An 18,635-nucleotide genomic window follows, 5' to 3' on the forward strand; every position below is an offset into this window, starting at 1 on the left:
TCAGGGCTGACCGCCGCCGGCCCGGCCGCCGGGGTCATCAGGGTCGTCGGACGTCTGCCACTGATCGGTCACCGGATGGTCCGGCATGGCCGCCACCATGTCGGTGAGCCGCGCACAGAGCCGCTTGATCTCCCCGTGGGTGCGGTTCCGCTCGGTGATGACCGCCGCGAGCAGCAGCGCGGTGAGGGCCGTGGCCCCGTTGAAGGCCTGGAGCGTGACCATGTTGGTGAAGAGATCCTTATGAGCGAACGGGCCGGTCCCGGCGCCGGCGGCCAGAATCGCCAACGTGGAGACTCCCAGCGCACACGACGCGGCACCGGCAAGTTCGAAGCGGAACGCGGCCCAGATCAGGAACGGGAAGACGAGGAAGAGCAGGGAGGCGCTGGTGCCCGCCGTCGCCAGGAGCGTGGCCGCCAGGGTGCCGACCAACAGGGCCACCGCCTCGGCCCACCGCCGCAATGCCACACCCCGTGGCCACCTCGCCTTGCGAAGGACGAGCAGAAACGGTGCGACGACCAGCACGCCCATCGCATCGCCTGTCCACCACACCGACCAGGTGCGCCAGAAATCGCCTGCGGGCAGCGCACCCGAGAGCACCAGCACACTGCTGCCCACGGTCGCGCTGATGAGCATCCCGCCCAGGGCACCCAGGAAGACCAGCGCGAGCGCGTCGCGCAGCCGGTCCAGGTCGTTGTGGAAGCCCGCGCGCCTCAGCAGCAGGTAGGAACAGACCGGTGCGAGCGTGTTTCCCACCATGATGGCCAGGACGGTGAGAGGTGTCGGCCCGATGGCCACATTGGCGAGAAAGGCGCCGAGCGCGACACCCGGCCAGATCCGCAGTCCGAAGACGAGCAGACCGGCCACGGCGATACCCGTGGGCGGCCAGAGCGGCGTGACCTGCCCGCGCACCAACTGTTCGAGAAGACCCAGCCGGGCAGCGCCGTAGTAGACGGCGGCGACAGCGAGGACCAGCAGAGTCTCGGCGCCCCTGCGCCGGAGCTCCTGATTGGTCACCACGCCAGTCATCAGACACCACCCGGAAGGGCCCTGCCGGCCAGGACGCGCCGGAAGACATCTCCATCGTCGCAACGCGGAACATGCGGGACGACCGCACACTCCTACCCCGCGGGAGTTATGCCGGCGTAGCGGACGACGAGGACTGCGGCATCGTCGCGGTGCCCCGTCAGGTCGGCCACCTTGATCACGTCACCGGCCAGCCGGTCGGGATCTCCGTCGTAACCACCGCGCACCAGCTGGACCACTTCGTCGAGCCCTTTCTCGATCGGGCAGGACGGCCCTTCCACCACCCCGTCGGTGACCAGGACCAACGATCCCGGCTCCGTCAGCCGTCGTCGCGTCACCGGGTAGGTCTCGCCGGGGAGAATCCCGAGGGGCGGGCCCCCGCTGTCGAGAACGATGCCGGACCAGCCCGTGGCGGTGGCCCAGACCATCGGGATGTGGCCCGCCCGGGAGATGGCGAGCGCGCCACTGCGCGGGTCGAAGGTGAGGAAGCAACACGTCGCGAAGAGGCCGCAGCTCATCGAGATGAGCAGGTCGTTGGTGCGGCTCAATATCTCGCCCGGATCGGTCGTGACGCTGGCGAGGGCCCTCAGGCTGGTGCGGGCCTGCCCCATGAAGGCGATGGCCTCCACGTCGTGCCCCTGCACATCACCGATCGTGACGCCGACCGAACCGTTCGTCATCGGAAAGGCGTCGTACCAGTCGCCCCCGACATCGAGACCGTCGCGCGAAGGGGTGTAGCGGGCCGCGATGGCTATATGAGGCAGTTGAGGCAGTTGGGGCGGGAGCAGATGGCGCTGCAGCGCCTCGGCCAGTTCAACCCGGGCCCGCTGGATCCTGATCCGCTCCAGCGCCTGATCGACGAGACGTCCCAGGGTGAGCAAAGCTTCCTGGGCGCTGTCGACGTGAGCGGTGCGGTGGTGGCGCATGGCCCCTCCGGGGGCGTTCCAGCGTGATCCGTATACCACCTTAGTTCTCTTCGTAACGGAGGGCCGGACCACATGTTGCCGAGACCGGTTCGTCCCTTTGCTCGGACGCCACGGAAGGACGAGCGAGGCAGACCCCCCTGCCGAACCCCCTTGCGGGCCGACTCCGGCCACCGGACCCGGCCCGACGCGGGGCTGGGACGGACCGGCCCCGGCACCGCAATACGTGCCCCGTGCGTCTCGTCCTGTCACGCCTGTGTGCACGGGCTCCGGCTTGGACTATCTTCAACAGCCCAAGTCGGTACGCACCTGACCGCACGTGGGAGCGCGCTCCTCCCATGACCCATCCCCATCGGGCACAGGGGAGCAAGGGGTACAGGTATGCCGGGCGCCTCACACCCCTGCGACGCGGCGCGGATCACGACCCGAGCACGTACCTCACGTGGAGTCAACTTACTTACGGGTAAGGGGAAATAGCCGGTCACTCCCGAACGGTTGCCAGACGGAGACGTTCTCAACGAGAAAACCGGAACTGCGTCCCGTTACATAAGGAGGAGTCGACCGCCCATCCGGCGGCCGCACAGCACCACCTCCTGGTCAACCATCCGAGAGGGAAAACCCCCCATGACCGCCTCGCACCTCCTCGTCCCCGTTCCGATCCCGGACCGGGTCGCCGCGCTGATCGGGTCCTGCATCCCGCCGCACATCGTGCAGGCGGAGTTCGACGCCGAGTGCGCCGCCCGCGAGGTCCGCAGGTTCCGCGGCCCCCGGCTCGGCATCGAGGACCAGGCCGATCGCGAGCAGGCCCTGTCCGAGCTGGCCCGGGCCAACAAGGTGCTCGCCGCCCACCACCCCGGGCTGCCGGTGCGTCCCGGCAGCTCCTGGTGACCGCAGCGTCGACGGCATCGGCAGCACAAGATCCACGGGACCACGGGGAACATCCGCACCCGCATCGGCCGGCCTGACGACCGCCGGCCGGACCGCGGTGACCAGGGTGAAGCGGACCGGGAGAGAATGTCGGGCAGCAATGCCACCGATACCGCTGTTCGCACACACCCCCTGGGAAACGCCATGCCCGCCGGTCCGCGCCCGTCCGTCCTCTTCGTCACCGATCTTGCCTACGAGGCGCGCGGCCGGCGCTACTGCGACGAGGACATCTTTCTGACCTCGCGGCTCCGCGAGGAGTTCGACGTGGCGCTCTGCCATCCGCGGGACGCGGCCGCACTCCTGGACGGCTTCGACGTCGTCGTCGTACGCAACAGCGGTCCGGTGCTGCACTACCAGGAGGCGTACGACGCGTTCTGCGCCCGCGCACGGGAGCGGAACGTGCCGGTGTACAACCCGCTGACCGGCCGCGGCGACATGGCCGGCAAGCAGTATCTGGTCGACCTGAGCGCCGCGAAGTACCCGGTGATCGCGACCGTGGACCGGGCAGCCGATCTGGGGCTGCTGCCCGAGGCCTCGGAGTATGTGATCAAGCCGAAGCTGGGTGCGGACTCGGTCGGGCTGCGGTTCGTCGCACCGGAGCTGCTCGCCGCCGAGGTGGCCGCCGAGCCCGACGGCACCGTGCTCGTCCAGCCGAAGATCGACTTCAGCTACGAGGTGTCCTTCTACTTCATCGACCGGGACTTCCAGTACGCGCTGTACGCACCGCACACCGACAGGCGCTGGGTGCTGGAGCCGTACGGGCCGACGGCGGCGGACCTGGAGTTCGCCCGGCGGTTCGTGGAGTGGAACGCTCTCGCACACGGCATCCAGCGGGTCGACGCCTGCCGGACGGCCGACGGCGAGCTGCTGCTCGTCGAGCTGGAGGACCTCAATCCGTACCTCTCGCTCGACCGGGTGACGGAGCCGGCGCGGGAGGCGTTCGTGGCCCGGATGAAGACGTCGGTACGCGAGCTGATCCGCTGACCCGTCCGGCCGTCCCCCACATGCGGGAGACAGGGGCCGATGTGAGGGTGCAAGCGTGACCACTGCCAGCGAGACCGCCCCCGCCGCGCAGAGTGCCGCCGCGCCGCCCGTGCTCGACCCGCGTCGCCGGAACATCGTCTTCATCACGATCGTGCTGGGGATTCTGCTGGCCGCCCTGGACCAGACGATCGTGGGCACGGCGCTGCCCACGATCGTCTCGGATCTGGGCGGCGCCGCGCATATGTCCTGGGTGGTCACCGCGTATCTGCTGGCCGAGACGGTGGCGACGGTCCTGGTCGGCAAGTTCGGTGACCTCTTCGGCCGGAAGATCGTCTTCCAGGTCTCGGCGATCATCTTCATCACCGGCTCGTTCCTGTGCGGTCTCGCGACCAATATGTCGATGCTGATCATCTGGCGAGGGCTGCAGGGCATCGGCGCGGGCGGGCTGATGGTCACCTCGATGGCGCTGATCGCCGATGTGATCCCGCTGCGTGAACGCGGCAAGTACCAGGGCGCGATCGGCGCGGTCTTCGGCGTGGCCACGGTGGTCGGGCCGCTGCTCGGCGGGCTGTTCACCGACCATCTCTCGTGGCGCTGGGCGTTCTACGTCAATGTGCCGATCGCGATCGTGGTGGTGATAGCCGCCGCCCGGACGATCCCGGCGGTCAAAGCGGCCGGGCGGCCGGTCATCGACTATCTGGGCATCACCATGGTCACGGTCGGTGCGAGCGCCCTGATCCTGGCGACGAGCTGGGGCGGCAACCAGTACGCCTGGGGGTCGCCCGCCATCATCGGTCTCTTCGTGGGTGGCGTCGTCGCGCTCGCGCTCTTCTGCCTCGTGGAGTTCCGGGCGAAGGAACCGATGCTGCCGATGCGGCTGTTCCGGAACCCGGTCTTCACCGTCTGCTCGGTCCTCAGCTTCATCGTGGGCTTCGCGATGCTCGGCGCGATGATCTTCCTGCCGACATATCTGCAGTTCGTGGACGGAAACTCGGCGACCCTGTCGGGCGTGCGGACGCTGCCGCTCGTGATCGGTCTGCTCGCGGCCTCGATCTTCAGCGGCAACGTGGTCAGCAAGACCGGCAAGTACCGGATCTTCCCCATCATCGGTTCGCTGATCATGACGGTCGGGCTCTACCTGCTGTCCAGGATGGGTCCGGGCAGCGGGGTCTGGCTGGAGTCGCTGTACATGCTGGTACTCGGTGTCGGCATCGGGCTGTCCATGCAGGTGCTGACGATCGCCGTGCAGAACACGGTCGACTACGCGGACCTGGGCACGGCGACGTCCGGTGTGACGTTCTTCCGTACGCTCGGCAGCTCCTTCGGCACCGCGGTCTTCGGCACGATCTACGCCAACGCGCTGGGGCCGAACCTGACTCAGGGGGTCGTGGCCGCGGCGCGGGCGGGCGGCGACCCCGCGGTCGTGGCGAAGGCGGCGCAGAGCCCGCAGGGGCTGCACAGCCTGCCGCCCGGGCAGTCCGCGCCGCTGGTCCAGGCATACGCGGACACGCTCCACACCGTGTTCCTGTGGACGGTGCCGGTCGCACTGCTCGGGTTCGTCGTGGCCCTCTTCCTGAAAGAGGTGAAACTGCGGGACACCGCACGGGTCGCCTCGACCGACATGGGCGAAGGGTTCGCCTCCCCGGGCGACGGCGACTCGGCGAAGCTGCTCGAGTACTCGGTGGCGAAGATCCTTCGAGGTATGGGCCCGGACACGGCCCGGAAGATCGTCGCCGCCTCGGACACCCGGCTCGACATGGCGGGCGCCTGGGCGGTGATGCAGGTCGAGCTGTTCACCCGGCTGGTCGGCCATGCGGGCCTCGGTCTGATCGCGACCCGGCACCGGATTCCACCCGAGGTGCTGGTGCCGGTCTTCGACCGGATGATCGAGGAGGGGTATCTCAGCGGGGACGGTCATCTCTTCACGCACACCGAGGCCGGCCGCCGGGAGGCTGCGACGATCTCCCGTGCCTGGGGCGCCTGGCTCAATGAACAAGTGGACCACGACGGCGCCCGCCCCGACGACAAGCAGCTGCGGGCCGCGGTCCACGTCATCGCCAAGCGGCTGCTGGCGGAGGACCTGACGCAGGAGCTGTCCCCGGCGGACACGGCCGGTGCGTCGCGGGTACCCGCCCCGGCCTGACACCGGCGCCGCCCGCTCCTCCTTCAACCGAGTCCGTCGCGTCGCGGTGAGCACTTTCGGCGTGACGCCACTCGGCGGACCTCGGGGTGATCAGTCGGCGAAGACCGCTGTCGAGTAGGCCCAGGCGCCTTCGTGCCGGACGAATCGGCTCTGTTCGTGGAGCGAGTCCGGCCGGCCGTTGTCCGTGAAGTGGGCGCGGAAGGTGACCGTACCCGTGGTGTGGAAGGCGCTGCCCTCCGTCGTCGCCAGGATCTCCAGGCGCACCCAGCGCATTGCGGGATCGAAGTCGATGACGGGCGGCCGGTTGTCCGGGTGCCAGGTGCGGAGCAGGTACGCCGCGTCCTGGACGACGAACGCGGCGTACCGCGAACGCATCAGCGCCTCACAGGTCGGTGCGGCGGCCCCGGCGTGCAGTCGCCCGCAGCAGTCGGCGTACGTGGCGGAAAGGCCGCAGGGGCAGGGCGAGGCCGGAGTGATCGCGGTGGCCGGGGCGATCCGGGTGCTCGCGGCGGAGGTCTGCCGGGGGCGTGAGCTGCGTCGGGACATGGACCCATTGTGACCTGCGACGGGACCGGGAAGGTGCGCCAGGGCGGACGCTGCCGTACCGGACCGGTGCGTCACCGTGTCCCGGCGAAGCGTCGGCGGTACTCGGTGGGGGTGAGCCCCGTGCGGCGGCGCAGCTGGGCCCGCAGGTTCGTCGCCGTACCGAGTCCGCTGACGCGGGCGACCACGTCGAGACGTTCCTCGCCGCGCTCCATCAGCCGGCAGGCCAGGGTGATCCGCCGCTCGGTCAGCCAGGCGAGCGGGGTGGTGGCGAGCTGGGAGCGGAAGCGCCGGTGCAGGGTGGCAGGACTGACGGCGGCGTGCGCGGCCAGGCCGGACACCGTCAGCTCAGTACCGAGGCGCTCCTCGGCCCAGGCGAGCAGCGGGCCCAGCGAGGTATCGGGCATGTCGGGCAGCGGGTGCTCGACGAACTGCCGCTGGCCACCGTCGCGGTGGACGGCGAAGACCAGCCGGCGGCTGACGGCTGCGGCGATCTCCGCACCGTGGTCGCCACGGACGATGTGGAGGCCCGTGTCGAGGGCGGCGGCGCTGCCCGCCGCGGTGATGATCTGCCCGTCGTCGACGAACAGCACATCGGGGTCGAGGCGGACCTGCGGGAAGCGGGCGGCGAAGGCATCGGCCCAGCGCCAGTGGGTGGTGGCGCGGCGACCGTCCAGCACACCGGCCGCGGCCAGGGTGAAGGTACCCGTGCAGAAGCTGACCAGACGGGAACCCCGGGCGGCGGCGCGACGGATCGCTTCGAGGACGGCCGGGTCGGGGTCGGTCTCCGGGTCGGGCCTGTTCGGCACGATGACGGTGTCGGCCCGGTCGACGGCGTCGAGTCCGGCGACCCCGGTGAGCTGGAAGAAGCCGTGATGCATACGCACGGCCGGGGTCTCGGCGCAGAGCTCGAAGTCGTACCAGGGCACCGGCAGCTCGGGTCGGCGCAGCCCGAAAAGTTCGGTGGCCACGCCCAGCTCGAACGGGTTGGAGCCGGCGGAGACGATCATCACGACCCGGTGCGAGGATTCTTGCGCCATGTGCGATTCGTAGCACTCACCCGAAGCGGAGTCCACCGCCGAGGATGGGAGGCATGAGCGATCACATGACGACGACCGGCCCGGACCCCGTCCTGCTGAGCGATGCCCTGAAGACCTTCGAGGCGCTGTGGAGCCCCCGGATCGTGACCCGCGTCAACGACTACGACGTGCGGGTCGCCAAGGTCCGGGGCGAGCATGTCTGGCACGTCCATGAGGAGACCGACGAGTTCTTCCTGGTCCTCGACGGCGCCCTGGACATCGCACTGCGCGAGGCCGGCGGGGAGCGGACTGTCACCCTCGACCGGGGCGCGGTGTTCGTCGTCCCGCGCACCACCTGGCACCGGCCGTACTCGGCGGCCGGTGCGTCGCTCCTGCTGTTCGAGCCGTCCGGGACGTCATCGGTGGGCGACCGGCACGACGAGGTGCCCGACCATGTCGAGGCGACAACCGGACACGTACTGGGAGCCTGAGCACGGCGGGGACGGCAGGGGTTGCGGGCTGCTGCCGGTCCACCGAGCCGAAGTGGGTGGTGCCGGCTCGGGGTCAGGGCTTGCGGGCCACACCCGCGTATCCCGGGATCGGCTCGTCGCCCGGCACGTCGATGACCTCGCCGAGCTCCGGGTGCCAGTCCGCGGAGAGGGTGACGCCCGGCTCGACGAGCTCCAGCCCGTCGAAGAACGCGCTGAGTTCGGCATGCGAGCGTGGGCGCAGCGTCATCCCGCGGGCCTTGTACATGGCGGAGGCCTGGGCCGCACCCTCGGGGTTGAAGTCCCCTGTGGTGTGCGAGAGCACCAGATAGCTGCCCGAGGGGAGCTGCGCCACCAGCCGGTCGACGAGCTCGGCCGCGCCGTCCTCGTCGTCGAGGAAGTGCAGCAGGGCCAACAGGGACAACGCGATGGGGCGGCTGAAGTCGAGGACCTTGCCCGCGTTCTCGAGGATGGCCTCCGGCCGGCGGGCGTCGACCTGGATGTACTCGGTGGCTCCCTCGGGGGTGGAACGCAGCAGGGCCGCCGCGTGGGCGAGGACGATCGGGTCGTTGTCGCAGTAGACGATGCGCGCATCCGGGGCGGTCTGCTGGGCGATCTGGTGGAGGTTGGGCTCGGTCGGGATGCCGGTGCCGATGTCGAGGAACTGGCGTACCCCCCGCTCGGCGAGCCAGCGGGTGGCGCGGTGCATGAAGGCGCGGTTGACCCGGGCCATGTCTCGGCCCCGTGAGTCGAGGGCCAGGAGCTGCTGGGCCATCTGTTCGTCGACCGGGTAGTTGTCCTTGCCGCCGAGGAACCAGTCGTACATCCGGGCGGGATGCGGCTTGCTGGTGTCGATCTCGATGGGCTGCGGGTCGTGCCCGGTCATAGCGCGCTCCTTGGGTCCGTGGATCGGCGAACAGTGGCTGACCTGTGGCGAGGAACAGTCGCCGGCTCTTCAGGTCCGGTACGTGCGCGTCAGGTTCCGGTCAGGAGGAAGTCCGCCTGACCGGCCTTGGCGCCCTGGATGAATGCGGCGATCTCACGGGGGGTGTAGATAAGGGCGGGGCCCTCGGGGTCCGCGGACTGGCGTACAGCGACTCTGCCGTCGGCCAGCCTCATGGCCTCGACGCAGTTGCCCCCGTTGCCGCCGCTCCACGGCTTGTACCAGCCCTCGGAGCCGAGTTCGGCGGCCGGCATGCCGTTGTATATGGGGTCGATCATCACAGCTCCTTGCGGAAGTCCCGGAGGATTTCCTTCGTGCGTTGTGCAGTTGCGGCCTGAGCCGCCATGCGGTCCATGACTTCGAGGTAGGAGGCCACCTCGGGGCGTGCGTCGAAGTAGACGGCGCCGGTCAGGTACTCGCTGTACACCATGTCGGGCAGTTCGGGGACGGCGAAGCGGAAGAGGACGAACGGTCCGTAGGTACCGGGGTGGTGGCCGGTCGCGAACTCCGCGATCTGCAACGTCACATTGGGCATCTCGGTCGCCTGGAGCAGTCGGTCGGTCTGCTCGCGCATGGCTTCGGCGCTGCCGACGGGACGGCGCAGGACCGTCTCGTCCATCACCACCCACAGCTTCGGGGCGTCCGGGCGGGTCAGCAGCGCCTGCCGCTCCATCCGCAGCGCCACATGGCGCTCGATGTCCTCGGGCCGGGTCTGGCCGACGGCGCCGGTGCGCATCACCGAACGTGCGTACTCCTCGGTCTGCAGGAGTCCGGGGACGAAGTGCGGTTCGTACATGCGCAGGAGGCTCGCGGCGCCCTCCAGGCTGACGTACATGCTGAACCAGTCGGGCAGGACGTCGTGGAAACGCTGCCACCAGCCGGGCTTGTTGGCCTCCTCGGCGAGTTCGACGAAGGACTCGGCCTCACCGTCGGTGATCCCGTAGGCCTTCAGAAGCAGTTGCACATAGGGGATCTTGAGAGCGACCTCTGCGGTCTCCATCCTGCGAATCGTCGCAGGAGCGACCCGCAGCACCTTGGCGGCCTGGTCACGGCTCAGGCCGACACGCTCCCGCAGGTCCTGCAGGCGCTTGCCGAGAACGACCTGACCCACGGTCGGGGCGGACCGCGGTTCGCTCACTTCAGACCTCCCGATGCGGTGTTTGCGAGCAGTGTGCCATGCGTATGCCTCCAAAGACACAGTCACTCTGGAATTTTCAGAGTGCCTCTTGCCAAGTGTTCGCGACAGGGGGAGAGTTGGTGAGTGAACCAGTTCACTTAGTCATGCCCGCTCCCTCCCCCGGGGATGCGAAGCGTGGCGCAGCCCCCCACTGTGAGGAATCGGTCGTGGCACCTGGCAGTGCGCTCATCCCCCGGCACGTCGACCTCACCCCCGGGACGGAAGCGCTCCGGTACTGCTTCGCACTGCCCGCTCAGCCGGAATCGGTGGCAGGTGCACGGCGGCTGACGCGGGCCCGGTTGGACGAGTGGCGGCTGGACGCGGACGCACACGAAGCGGCGGTCCTGGTCGTCTCGGAACTGGTCACCAATGCGGTGGTGCACACCGCGAGCGCTCGCGTCGTGTGCGAGCTGCACCGTCTCGAAAGACGGCTGCGTATAGCCGTACAGGATCAAGGACACCAGCCCGGTGGCCCGAAGCTGCGCCGCACGGCCGATGACGAACACGGGCGCGGCCTGCTGCTCGTCGATGCGATGAGCAGCGCCTGGGGGTCCCGCGACGCCGGGGACGGCTCGGGTCGCATCGTCTGGGCAGAACTGTCGCACGGCACGGAGCAGTCATGTTGAGGAACGCAATGTCCCAGTTGCTCGGAACCCGCCGCTCCCGTGAGCCCCAGCCGCCCGGCGCCGGCGACAGCGGGGTACAGCTGCCGGTGCCGCCCGCACTGTCGGCGAGTCTGGGCTGTGACGCGGTGGGGGTCCCGGCCGCGTACGGCTTCCGGTTGTTGTCCCATCTGCCACGCACCGGTTGCGTCTTCGCGGACGCCGACCGCTGGTGGTGGATCGTCCCGGCGGGTTCGGACCTCGAACTGGACTGGCCGGCGCAGGTCGCGTACGCCAGGGGTGCGTACGTCCCCGCGGTGCGGCCGCGACTGATCCACGCACCCGACAGCCGTACGCCCTACACCCCGCCCATTCCGCTGTTCCTGATGGTGTGCCAGGTCACTGGGGTGACACCGTCCTGGGCAGTGGCCGATGGCCCCCGCGCGGTGCCCGCCGGCTGACCTCCAGCACCTTCACCACACCCCTGAAGGCCCGGGTGCTTCTTCCTGGCCCCTCGGTATCCCTCATGCCCTGAGGAGCCGTGGCCTTGTTCGTGAGTTGTGAGACCACGTGCTGCTCGGCGGGCGTGCGATAGGTTCCCCGCCATGACTGAACTGGGGTCCGTCGCCTGGCCACCTGCCCCGATCAAGACCGAGCGGCTCGTGCTCCGCGAGCCCGAGGCCCGGGACCGTGCGGCGTTCATCGAGCTGTTCACCTCGCCGGAGGTGGGCGCCTACATCGGTGGCCATCGACCGCGTGATGAGTGCGAGCGCGCGCTGCCTGAGACGCCCGAGAGGCGCCCCGGCCTCTTCGTGATCGAGCTCGACGGAGCGATGATCGGCACCATCGAGCTCAGTCGGCGCGACGCGGAGCGTCGGAGTCATGTCCGTCCGGATGCCGGGGAGGCCGAACTCGGCTACCTGCTCCTGCCGGAGGCATGGGGACACGGGTACGCCGCCGAGGCGTGCGCGGCGGCGCTCGGCTGGTTCGCACACGCGCTTCCCGGCGAGCCGGTGGTGCTCTGCACCCAGACCGCCAACGACCGCTCGATGCGCCTCGCGGCGAAGCTGGGGTTCACCGAGGTACAGCGGTACAAGGCGTGGGGCGCCGAACAGTGGATGGGCGTGTGGTCCCCGGTCACGCCGCCCGCTTGAGCTCGTGCCCGGAAGGGGTGGCGTGTCGGTCGGCCATCAGCCTTCGTCGCCTTCCACGCGTCCGGGTCCCGGAAGGGGCGCAGGCCCTGGCCGGGGCCGTTGGCCTGATGGTGAACAGGCGGCGGGCCCACCGCTGTCCGGTACAACCGTGTCCCGGTCAGGTCCGGTTCAGATAGGCGAGTCCGGGATGAGCCTTCGTATACCCGTCGACGAGTCGGCGGGCGACCGAGACCGAGTCGACGAGGGGGTGCAGTGCGAAGGCCTGGACGGCGGTGGCGCGTGAGCCGGTTGCCGCCGCGTCGAGGATCGCGCGCTCGACGGCTTTGACCGCCGTGACCAGGCCGACGGCGTGATACGGAAGGGGGTCGACGGCTACGGGGTGGGCGCCGTTGGCGTCGACGAGGCAGGGCACCTCGATGACGGCGTCCGCGTCGAGCACGGACAGCGTGGTGCGGTTGCGGACGTTGAGGATGAGGGACGTCCGCTCGTTGCGGGCGACGGCCCGCATGAGGGCGAGGGCGACCTGTTCGTACCCGCCGGACTCGAGATCGCTCTCGTCCCGCTCACCGGCCCCGGCGACCTCCCTGTTCTCCGACATGTAGGTGGCCTCGCGTTCGGCGCGGGTGCGGTCCCAGGTCGGCAGGGCGGGAGTGACCGGGTCCTTCATCCGGGCGTAGAAGCCCTCCTGCTGGTCGCGGAGGAAGGCACCGCGGGTCTGTTCGGCGTCCTGGTAGGCGCGGACGGCTTCCCGGTTGAAGTAGTAGTAGTGCAGGTACTCGTTGGGGATCGCACCGAGTGAACGCAGCCAGTCGGTGCCGAAGAGCTTGCCCTCCTCGAACGAGCCCAGCAACTCCGGGTCGGCGAGCAGGCGCGGCAGTTCGTCGCGGCCGTCGATGTGCAGCCCGCGGACCCAGCCCAGGTGGTTGAGGCCGACGTAGTCGATCCAGGCACGGTCGGGGTCGGCGCCCAGGGTCCGGGCGATTCGGCGGCCGAGGCCCACCGGCGAGTCGCAGATGCCGATGACCCGGTCGCCGAGGTGGCGGGACATCGCTTCGGTGACCAGGCCTGCCGGGTTGGTGAAGTTGATGACCCAGGCGTGCGGTGCGAGCCGGGCGATACGGCGGGCGAGACCGTCCGCGACGGGGACGGTGCGCAGCCCGTAGGCGATGCCGCCCGCGCCGACCGTCTCCTGGCCGAGCACGCCTTCGTCGAGGGCGACCCGTTCGTCGGCGGCACGGCCTTCGAGGCCGCCGACACGGATGGCGGAGAAGACGAAGTCGGCGCCCCGCAGTGCCTCGTCGAGCTCGGTGGTGGCGAGAACGGTGGGTGCGTCCGGCACCCCCTCGGCCTGATCGGCGAGGACGCGGGCGACGGCGGTGAGCCGGTCGGCGTCGGTGTCGTAGAGGGTGACGGCGGTGACGCGGCCTTCGGCGTGGTCGGCGAGCAGCGCCCCGTACACCAGGGGAACCCGGAATCCGCCGCCGCCCAGAATTGTCAGCTTCACGCTTCCGCATGGTACGGGCCCGAAGCTCCGTACCGGGTCCGTCGCCGTCACCACCGCAGGCGCGCGGCCCGGTGGCCCCGGACTCCTGGGTCCAGGGCCACCGGGCCGTGACTGCGCTCGCGCCGGTCGTGGCGCGGGCAGCCAGGTCAGTAGCCGCTCCACCAGCGCGTCACCGCGCGCCACAGCCTCGCCGGTGCGGCGGGCCTGCGCTGACGCGGGATCCGGCCGGCTGCCGACTGCCCCGCGGCCGTGTCGTCGGGCGCCGTCTCGGTCTGCACCCCGCCCCCCTGCACGGCACCGGCCCCGCCTGGGGCGGCGGCCTGCACCCCCGCACCGGCCGGAGCGGGCAAGGGTGCCGGAGTACGCACCGTCGCGGGCGGCGTGTGCCCGACCGGCGACTGAACTTCCCAGTTCTCGCGCTCCGGGTCACGCCGGCCCGTCGACGGGGGTTCGTCGTCGTCCTGCGGCGGGCGGGCGGCGAAGTCCGCGGGCAGTTCCACGAGATGCCGGGACATGATGTTCCCGATCCACTGCAGCTCGCTCTCGTCGACGGCCAGTTCGAGGTCCGGCAGGCGCATCAGCAGGGCGTCGACACCGACGTCCGCGATCGCTCGCCCGATGTCCTGGCCGGGGCATTCGTGCGGGCCGCCACTGAACGCGAGGTGGGAGCGGTTGCCCTCCATGTTGGCGGTGAGATCGGGCCGTACCACCGGGTCCGTGTTGGCGGGTGCGATGCCGACGATCAGCGCGTCACCCTCCTTGATGCGCTGGCCGCCGAGCTCCGTGTCGCCGACCGCCCAGCGGCCGAACACCGCGGTGAACGGCGGCTCGTCCCACAGCGTCTGCTCGACCGCCTCCGGCACCGTCATGTGGCCGCCGCTGAGCCTTGCCCGGAACCGCGGGTCGGTGAGCACCATGCGGAGCACGTTGGCGATCAGGTTGGCGGTCGCCTCGTACGCGGCGATGAGGATCAGCCGCAGATGCTCGGTGACCTCGGTGTCGGTCATTCCCGCGGGATGCTCGACGAGCCAGGTGGCGAAGTCGGAGGCGGGTTCGGTCCGGCGCCGTTGGACCAGCCGGCTCAGCGCGGCGACGACATAGGCGTTGCTCGCGACAGCGGTCGCCGTGCCCCGGGTCATGTCGCGGGCGGCCTGCACCATGCGGTCGTTGTACTCCTCGGGCATGCCGAGGATCGCGCACATCACCATCATCGGCAGCTGCTCGGCGAACCGGCTGACCAGGTCGACACGGCCTTCCTGGCAGAAGTCGTTGACGAGGCGGTTGCTGAAGCGGTTGATGTGACGGCGCACCCCGCGGTGGTCGATGCGCGCCATGCTGTCGGTGACGGCGCCGCGCAGCCGTTCATGGGTATCGCCGTCGGCGAACACGCACACCGGCTGCCAGGTGAAGATCGGGGCCAGCGGGTGGTCCGGGGCGACACTGCCGTCCTGCAGGGCCCGCCAGCGCCGGGAGTCGCGGGAGAACTGCGAGGGGGTGCGGGTCATGTGCAGGTTCTCGCTGTGCCCGAGCACCAGCCAGGCGGGTACGTCCCCGTGCAGCAGGATCGGTGCCACCGTGCCGTGTTCGGCGCGCAGCTTGTCGTACAGCCCTGCGGGGTCCCGCTCCGCCTCGGGGCCGTAGAACCGGCGCAGCCCGCCGGGTCCGACACCGAGGCCGTGGGCCGGGCACTCGGGCGGTGGAACCGGCCCCGTGGCCGCGCCGGGCTCGTAGTGGAAAGGGGTTGTCACGATCGCTCCAGGGATGAGGCTGCCGAGATCGGATGTGTACGGACGAGGGATCGAGCGGGTGCCGAGAGGGTGTCCAGCGGGGTGCGCGTGGGGGCGGGCACGGCGCTGTGCGGTGCGGTGGGATCAGCCGAGCGGGACGGCCAGGCTGTGCAGATAGCGCATCAGGGTCATCAGCACATCGCGGCTGGACGCGCGCAGTCTGGCGTCGCAGTCGATCATCGGAACCTCGTCCGGCAGGTCCAGGGCGCTGCGCAATGCCTCGACCGGGTGCTTCGGGGCGTCCGGGAAGGTGTTGACGGCGACGACGAACGGGACGCCGCGCTCCTCCAGACGCCCGATCACGTCGAAGCTGACTTCGAGACGTCGGGTGTCGATGAGGACGACGGCGCCGAGCGCGCCCTCGAAGAGGCCGTTCCACAGGAACCAGAAGCGTTCCTGGCCCGGGGTGCCGAAGAGGTAGAGGATCAGCTCGTCGCTGATGCTGATCCGGCCGAAGTCCATGGCGACGGTGGTGGCGGTCTTGCTCTCCACCCCGAAGTTGTCGTCCACGCCGACGCCGGCCTGGGTCATGGTCTCTTCGGTGGTCAGGGGCCGGATCTCGCTGACGGAACCGACCATGGTCGTCTTGCCGACCCCGAACCCACCGACTATCACCACCTTCACGGCCGCCGTGGCCGTGGTGGGCAGGATGTCCTCGGTCCTGGGGCCGGTGATCGTGTCAGAGTTTCTGAAGTCCATGCATCACCGCTTCGAGAAGAGACCTGTCCGGGAGTGTGGCGCGGACGATGGGCGCGCGCGATTCGATCAGTTCGGTCGTGAGGAGATCGGTGAGGAGCGAAGTCACCACGCTGAACGGCAGGCTGAGGTAGGCCGAGATCTCGGCGACGGATAACGGCGCCTGGCAGAGCCGCAGGATCACGGCCTGTTCGGGCTGGACCGTCGGCTTCGGTTCCGCCTTCGCGACGATCATCGTGACCAGGTCGAGCGAGGCCCGCTCGCTGCCGTCGGGATCGCCGGTGATCACGTACAGCCGTTCCGGATCGCTCAGTGCCGGATCGGCCTTTCGGCGTTCTCGTCGGGGAGAACTCATCCGGCCTGCCCGTCATGACGCGGCGGGCTCGTGAGGTGGGCGCCGATCCTGACGACCATGTCGCGCATCCGTGCTCCGACAAGTCCCGCGTCCACCGTCTCCCCGGCGAGGACCGCGAGGTAGGCACCGGTCCCGGCGGCCATCAAGTAGAAGAAACCGCCGGTGACTTCGATGACGACGAGCCGCATCATCCCGTCGCTGTAGGGGATTTCGGAGGCGACGGCGGCGGCCAGGCTCTGCAGTCCGGCGCAGGCGGCCGCCAGCCGGTCGGCGACATCGGGGTCACCGCCGTGCCGGGCGATCCGCAGGCCGTCCGCGGAGAGCACCACGATCTGATGGATGTCGGGAACGTCTTCGGCCAGTTCCTTGAGCATCCAGTCCATATTGCCCCGCTGCTGGATCACTTCAGATCTCCCTTGTCCCACGCATCGTCAGAGTCTTCGTCGGTCTTCGGCTCCTGCGGCACGCCGTTGACGGCGTTGGTGAATGCCTCCAGCCAGAGTCCGGGCGGCGGCTCCTTGTGGCTGTCGCTACCGTTGCGCTGCCCTGCGGCGGGTGCGGCCGACTGCGCGGGGAGATTGTGCGAGCCGAGCGGTGCGCGGCCGCGGCTGCGGCGCTGCGGGAGGCCGCCGGCGGTCCACTCGGTCACCACGGGGGCGTCGTCCCCCATGGCGGACGCGGGTGCGGCCGGCCGGGAGTCGGAGGCGACCGGTCCGGTGGCCGGGCGGGATTCCACCGGGAGAGGCTGGCGGCGCTTGCTGCGCGGCGGAACGACGTGCTTCATGTTCGAGAGGTCGATGTCGCTGGTGGGTCTCGACGTGGCGCCGATGCCGTGGGCGATACCGGGTGCGGGGCCGGTAGTGATCATGGCGCGGGGCACGATGAGGACGGCGCGGACCCCGCCGTACGCGGACTGCCGCAGCGAGACCTGGAGGTCGTACATCCGGGAGAGCCGGCCGACGACGGCCATACCGAGCCGCGGGGACTCGCCGAGGTCGTTCATATTGGATCCGGCCTGCGCCCTGGCGAGCATGTTCTCCGCCCTCGCGCGGGCCTCCTCGCTGAGGCTGACGCCGCCGTCCTCGATCTCGATGGCGATGCCGGACTGCACCTCGACCGCCGTGACGTGCACCCGGGTCTGCGGCGGCGAGTAGCGGGTGGCGTTGTCGAGGAGCTCCGCGCAGGCGTGGATGAGCGGCTCGACCGCGGTGCCGATGATGGCGACCTTGGCGATCGAGTGCAGATCGACGCGCGGGTACTCGAGGATCCGGGACATGGCGCCACGCAGCACGCTGAACAGCGGTACGGGCTTGGGCCATTGGCGGCTGGGGCGAGCGCCGCCGAGCACCGCGATGGAGTCGGCGAGGCGGCCGATCAGCGCGGTGCCGTGGTCGATGCGCAGCAGGTCGTCGAAGACATCGGGGTTGCGACCGTGGTGCTCCTCCATCTCCCGCAGCTCGGAAGCCTGGCGGTGGACGATCGCCTGGACGCGCCGGGCGACGTTGACGAAGGCGCGCTGCGCGGAGTCACGCATCGCCTCTTCGTTGTCGATGATGTCCAGCACCGTGCGGACCAGGGCGCGTTGGGCGTCGGGAAGATCGCGGTACGTCTCGTCGGCGTCGACGACGTCGCGCAGTACCTCGTCGGGCGAGTTGCCCACCCGGAGCCGGTGGATCGCGGCCGGCAGCAGCTCCTTGTTGATCCGGAGGGCCTCTTCGTCATGGGTGGCGAGGCGGCGTTCAAGGACGGCGAGGCGGCGTTCGTAGTCGGCGCGCTGCCTGCGCATCGCGCGTCCGCGGCGTCCGAGCACGACGCAGAGTGAGGTGATCACGACGGTGGCGACGGCTCCGCACCAGACAACTGGTATCCGCGCGGGCTCGGAGACCAGTGCCGCGGCGGCGGCGGTCGCGCCGGCCATCAGGAGCACGGGGAGCAACGCGGCGCGAGCAACGGGAATTTCTCGGTCGATCGGCGGTGATTCAACTCGAACCATCTAAGACCTCTGACGGTTGATTCGGGAGGTATGCGCGCATCCAGGGCGCGCAGGAACTAGCGCTCGAATTCATATCAACTCGACTTCACTGCGCGTGAGCATAGCCAGATAGAAACAGTGCTTCGGCATATTCACCCAACCCCCTGCGCGAGCGCTCCGGCGGTAATACACTCACGAGTTTTTGCACGCACCGCCCTCAGCCGTGCGCGGGGAGTGACGAAGCGCCCGAACGTGAGCGATCTGACGCTTCCCGTACCGCTGTGCGGGAGATTGTCAGGACTTGCTTTCGGAGAGAGGTGCGGCGGTAACGGAGTTGACGGACCGTATCGATTCCCGAGCGGGCCGTTCAGGGGAGCTCCGGCGATGTACGAGTT

General features: G+C 69.8%; 20 protein-coding genes. 7 read left to right on the forward strand and 13 right to left on the reverse strand.

Annotated features, from left to right (window positions below):
• Positions 1-1,026 carry an MASE1 domain-containing protein gene (locus OHB49_RS07750; protein WP_443079501.1) on the reverse strand — a complete coding sequence of 342 codons (1,026 nt, stop codon included), beginning with the start codon at positions 1,024-1,026 and terminating at the stop codon, positions 1-3.
• Between the two features lie 92 nt (positions 1,027-1,118).
• Complete coding sequence (locus OHB49_RS07755; protein WP_329158996.1) at positions 1,119-1,949, reverse strand: PP2C family protein-serine/threonine phosphatase; 831 nt, start codon at positions 1,947-1,949, stop codon at positions 1,119-1,121.
• Between the two features lie 621 nt (positions 1,950-2,570).
• Between OHB49_RS07755 and OHB49_RS07760 the strand changes: the two genes are divergently transcribed.
• The 3 genes from OHB49_RS07760 (at position 2,571) to OHB49_RS07770 (ending at position 6,000) form a co-directional block, all read left to right on the forward strand.
• Positions 2,571-2,834 carry a hypothetical protein gene (locus OHB49_RS07760; RefSeq protein ID WP_030980463.1) on the forward strand — a complete coding sequence of 88 codons (264 nt, stop codon included), beginning with the start codon at positions 2,571-2,573 and terminating at the stop codon, positions 2,832-2,834.
• Positions 2,835-3,017: 183 nt separating this feature from the next.
• Entirely contained in the window at positions 3,018-3,857 is an 840-nt protein-coding gene (locus tag OHB49_RS07765; protein WP_329158998.1) for a hypothetical protein, read from the forward strand.
• Between the two features lie 55 nt (positions 3,858-3,912).
• On the forward strand, positions 3,913-6,000 hold the full coding sequence (locus tag OHB49_RS07770) for an MDR family MFS transporter (protein ID WP_329159000.1): 2,088 nt from the start codon (positions 3,913-3,915) through the stop codon (positions 5,998-6,000).
• Between the two features lie 90 nt (positions 6,001-6,090).
• On the opposite strand, the gene OHB49_RS07775 is transcribed toward OHB49_RS07770, so the two are convergent.
• On the reverse strand, positions 6,091-6,546 hold the full coding sequence (locus OHB49_RS07775; protein WP_329159001.1) for a YchJ family protein: 456 nt from the start codon (positions 6,544-6,546) through the stop codon (positions 6,091-6,093).
• A gap of 71 nt (positions 6,547-6,617) precedes the next feature.
• Complete coding sequence (locus OHB49_RS07780) at positions 6,618-7,583, reverse strand: helix-turn-helix domain-containing protein (RefSeq protein WP_030980459.1); 966 nt, start codon at positions 7,581-7,583, stop codon at positions 6,618-6,620.
• Positions 7,584-7,636: 53 nt separating this feature from the next.
• Here OHB49_RS07780 and OHB49_RS07785 point away from each other — a divergent pair, with 53 nt between their 5' ends.
• The gene (locus OHB49_RS07785; protein WP_234433100.1) at positions 7,637-8,053 is read left to right on the forward strand and encodes a cupin domain-containing protein; all 417 of its coding nucleotides are present in this window, start codon (positions 7,637-7,639) and stop codon (positions 8,051-8,053) included.
• A 73-nt stretch (positions 8,054-8,126) separates the two neighbouring features.
• On the opposite strand, the gene OHB49_RS07790 is transcribed toward OHB49_RS07785, so the two are convergent.
• The 3 genes from OHB49_RS07790 to OHB49_RS07800 form a co-directional block, all read right to left on the reverse strand.
• The gene (locus OHB49_RS07790) at positions 8,127-8,936 is read right to left on the reverse strand and encodes an SAM-dependent methyltransferase (protein WP_030930008.1); all 810 of its coding nucleotides are present in this window, start codon (positions 8,934-8,936) and stop codon (positions 8,127-8,129) included.
• Positions 8,937-9,025: 89 nt separating this feature from the next.
• Positions 9,026-9,268, reverse strand: a complete 243-nt coding sequence (locus OHB49_RS07795; protein WP_030980456.1) for a DUF397 domain-containing protein — start codon at positions 9,266-9,268, stop codon at positions 9,026-9,028.
• Positions 9,269-9,270: 2 nt separating this feature from the next.
• Positions 9,271-10,131, reverse strand: a complete 861-nt coding sequence (locus tag OHB49_RS07800) for a helix-turn-helix domain-containing protein (RefSeq protein WP_030980455.1) — start codon at positions 10,129-10,131, stop codon at positions 9,271-9,273.
• A gap of 206 nt (positions 10,132-10,337) precedes the next feature.
• On the opposite strand from OHB49_RS07800, the gene OHB49_RS07805 reads away from it, so the two are divergent.
• The 3 genes from OHB49_RS07805 (at position 10,338) to OHB49_RS07815 (ending at position 11,926) form a co-directional block, all read left to right on the forward strand.
• Entirely contained in the window at positions 10,338-10,796 is a 459-nt protein-coding gene (locus OHB49_RS07805) for an ATP-binding protein (protein ID WP_329159005.1), read from the forward strand.
• The gene (locus OHB49_RS07810) at positions 10,790-11,233 is read left to right on the forward strand and encodes a hypothetical protein (RefSeq protein ID WP_030980453.1); all 444 of its coding nucleotides are present in this window, start codon (positions 10,790-10,792) and stop codon (positions 11,231-11,233) included. Before OHB49_RS07805 ends, OHB49_RS07810 begins: the two co-directional genes overlap by 7 nt.
• Positions 11,234-11,377: 144 nt before the next feature.
• Positions 11,378-11,926 carry a GNAT family N-acetyltransferase gene (locus OHB49_RS07815; protein ID WP_329159006.1) on the forward strand — a complete coding sequence of 183 codons (549 nt, stop codon included), beginning with the start codon at positions 11,378-11,380 and terminating at the stop codon, positions 11,924-11,926.
• 157 nt (positions 11,927-12,083) lie between these two features.
• On the opposite strand, the gene OHB49_RS07820 is transcribed toward OHB49_RS07815, so the two are convergent.
• The 6 genes from OHB49_RS07820 to OHB49_RS07845 form a co-directional block, all read right to left on the reverse strand.
• Positions 12,084-13,430, reverse strand: a complete 1,347-nt coding sequence (locus OHB49_RS07820) for a 6-phospho-beta-glucosidase (protein WP_329159008.1) — start codon at positions 13,428-13,430, stop codon at positions 12,084-12,086.
• A gap of 146 nt (positions 13,431-13,576) precedes the next feature.
• A complete protein-coding gene (locus OHB49_RS07825) occupies positions 13,577-15,178 on the reverse strand; it encodes a cytochrome P450 (RefSeq protein ID WP_329159009.1) in 1,602 nt (533 codons plus the stop codon).
• A 123-nt stretch (positions 15,179-15,301) separates the two neighbouring features.
• A complete protein-coding gene (locus OHB49_RS07830) occupies positions 15,302-15,916 on the reverse strand; it encodes a GTP-binding protein (protein ID WP_030980449.1) in 615 nt (204 codons plus the stop codon).
• Positions 15,897-16,268 (reverse strand): DUF742 domain-containing protein, encoded by a 372-nt coding sequence (locus OHB49_RS07835; protein ID WP_030980448.1) that lies wholly within the window; start codon positions 16,266-16,268, stop codon positions 15,897-15,899. The genes OHB49_RS07830 and OHB49_RS07835 overlap by 20 nt, the downstream gene beginning before the upstream one ends.
• On the reverse strand, positions 16,265-16,672 hold the full coding sequence (locus tag OHB49_RS07840) for a roadblock/LC7 domain-containing protein (protein ID WP_030980447.1): 408 nt from the start codon (positions 16,670-16,672) through the stop codon (positions 16,265-16,267). The genes OHB49_RS07835 and OHB49_RS07840 overlap by 4 nt, the downstream gene beginning before the upstream one ends.
• On the reverse strand, positions 16,669-18,261 hold the full coding sequence (locus OHB49_RS07845; protein WP_329159011.1) for a sensor histidine kinase: 1,593 nt from the start codon (positions 18,259-18,261) through the stop codon (positions 16,669-16,671). Before OHB49_RS07845 ends, OHB49_RS07840 begins: the two co-directional genes overlap by 4 nt.
• Between the last annotated feature and the right edge of the window lie 374 nt (positions 18,262-18,635).

This window comes from Streptomyces sp. NBC_01717 (genome assembly GCF_036248255.1).
Classification (GTDB): Bacteria; Actinomycetota; Actinomycetes; order Streptomycetales; family Streptomycetaceae; genus Streptomyces.

Coding starts and splice junctions, on each gene's coding strand:
- OHB49_RS07750 (WP_443079501.1), bottom strand. CDS start 1,026: ATGACTGGCGTGGTGACCAATCAGGAGCTCCGGCGCAGGGGCGCCGAG.
- OHB49_RS07755 (WP_329158996.1), bottom strand. CDS start 1,949: ATGCGCCACCACCGCACCGCTCACGTCGACAGCGCCCAGGAAGCTTTG.
- OHB49_RS07760 (WP_030980463.1), top strand. CDS start 2,571: ATGACCGCCTCGCACCTCCTCGTCCCCGTTCCGATCCCGGACCGGGTC.
- OHB49_RS07765 (WP_329158998.1), top strand. CDS start 3,018: ATGCCCGCCGGTCCGCGCCCGTCCGTCCTCTTCGTCACCGATCTTGCC.
- OHB49_RS07775 (WP_329159001.1), bottom strand. CDS start 6,546: ATGTCCCGACGCAGCTCACGCCCCCGGCAGACCTCCGCCGCGAGCACC.
- OHB49_RS07780 (WP_030980459.1), bottom strand. CDS start 7,583: ATGGCGCAAGAATCCTCGCACCGGGTCGTGATGATCGTCTCCGCCGGC.
- OHB49_RS07785 (WP_234433100.1), top strand. CDS start 7,637: ATGAGCGATCACATGACGACGACCGGCCCGGACCCCGTCCTGCTGAGC.
- OHB49_RS07790 (WP_030930008.1), bottom strand. CDS start 8,936: ATGACCGGGCACGACCCGCAGCCCATCGAGATCGACACCAGCAAGCCG.
- OHB49_RS07810 (WP_030980453.1), top strand. CDS start 10,790: ATGTTGAGGAACGCAATGTCCCAGTTGCTCGGAACCCGCCGCTCCCGT.
- OHB49_RS07815 (WP_329159006.1), top strand. CDS start 11,378: ATGACTGAACTGGGGTCCGTCGCCTGGCCACCTGCCCCGATCAAGACC.
- OHB49_RS07830 (WP_030980449.1), bottom strand. CDS start 15,916: ATGGACTTCAGAAACTCTGACACGATCACCGGCCCCAGGACCGAGGAC.
- OHB49_RS07835 (WP_030980448.1), bottom strand. CDS start 16,268: ATGAGTTCTCCCCGACGAGAACGCCGAAAGGCCGATCCGGCACTGAGC.
- OHB49_RS07845 (WP_329159011.1), bottom strand. CDS start 18,261: ATGGTTCGAGTTGAATCACCGCCGATCGACCGAGAAATTCCCGTTGCT.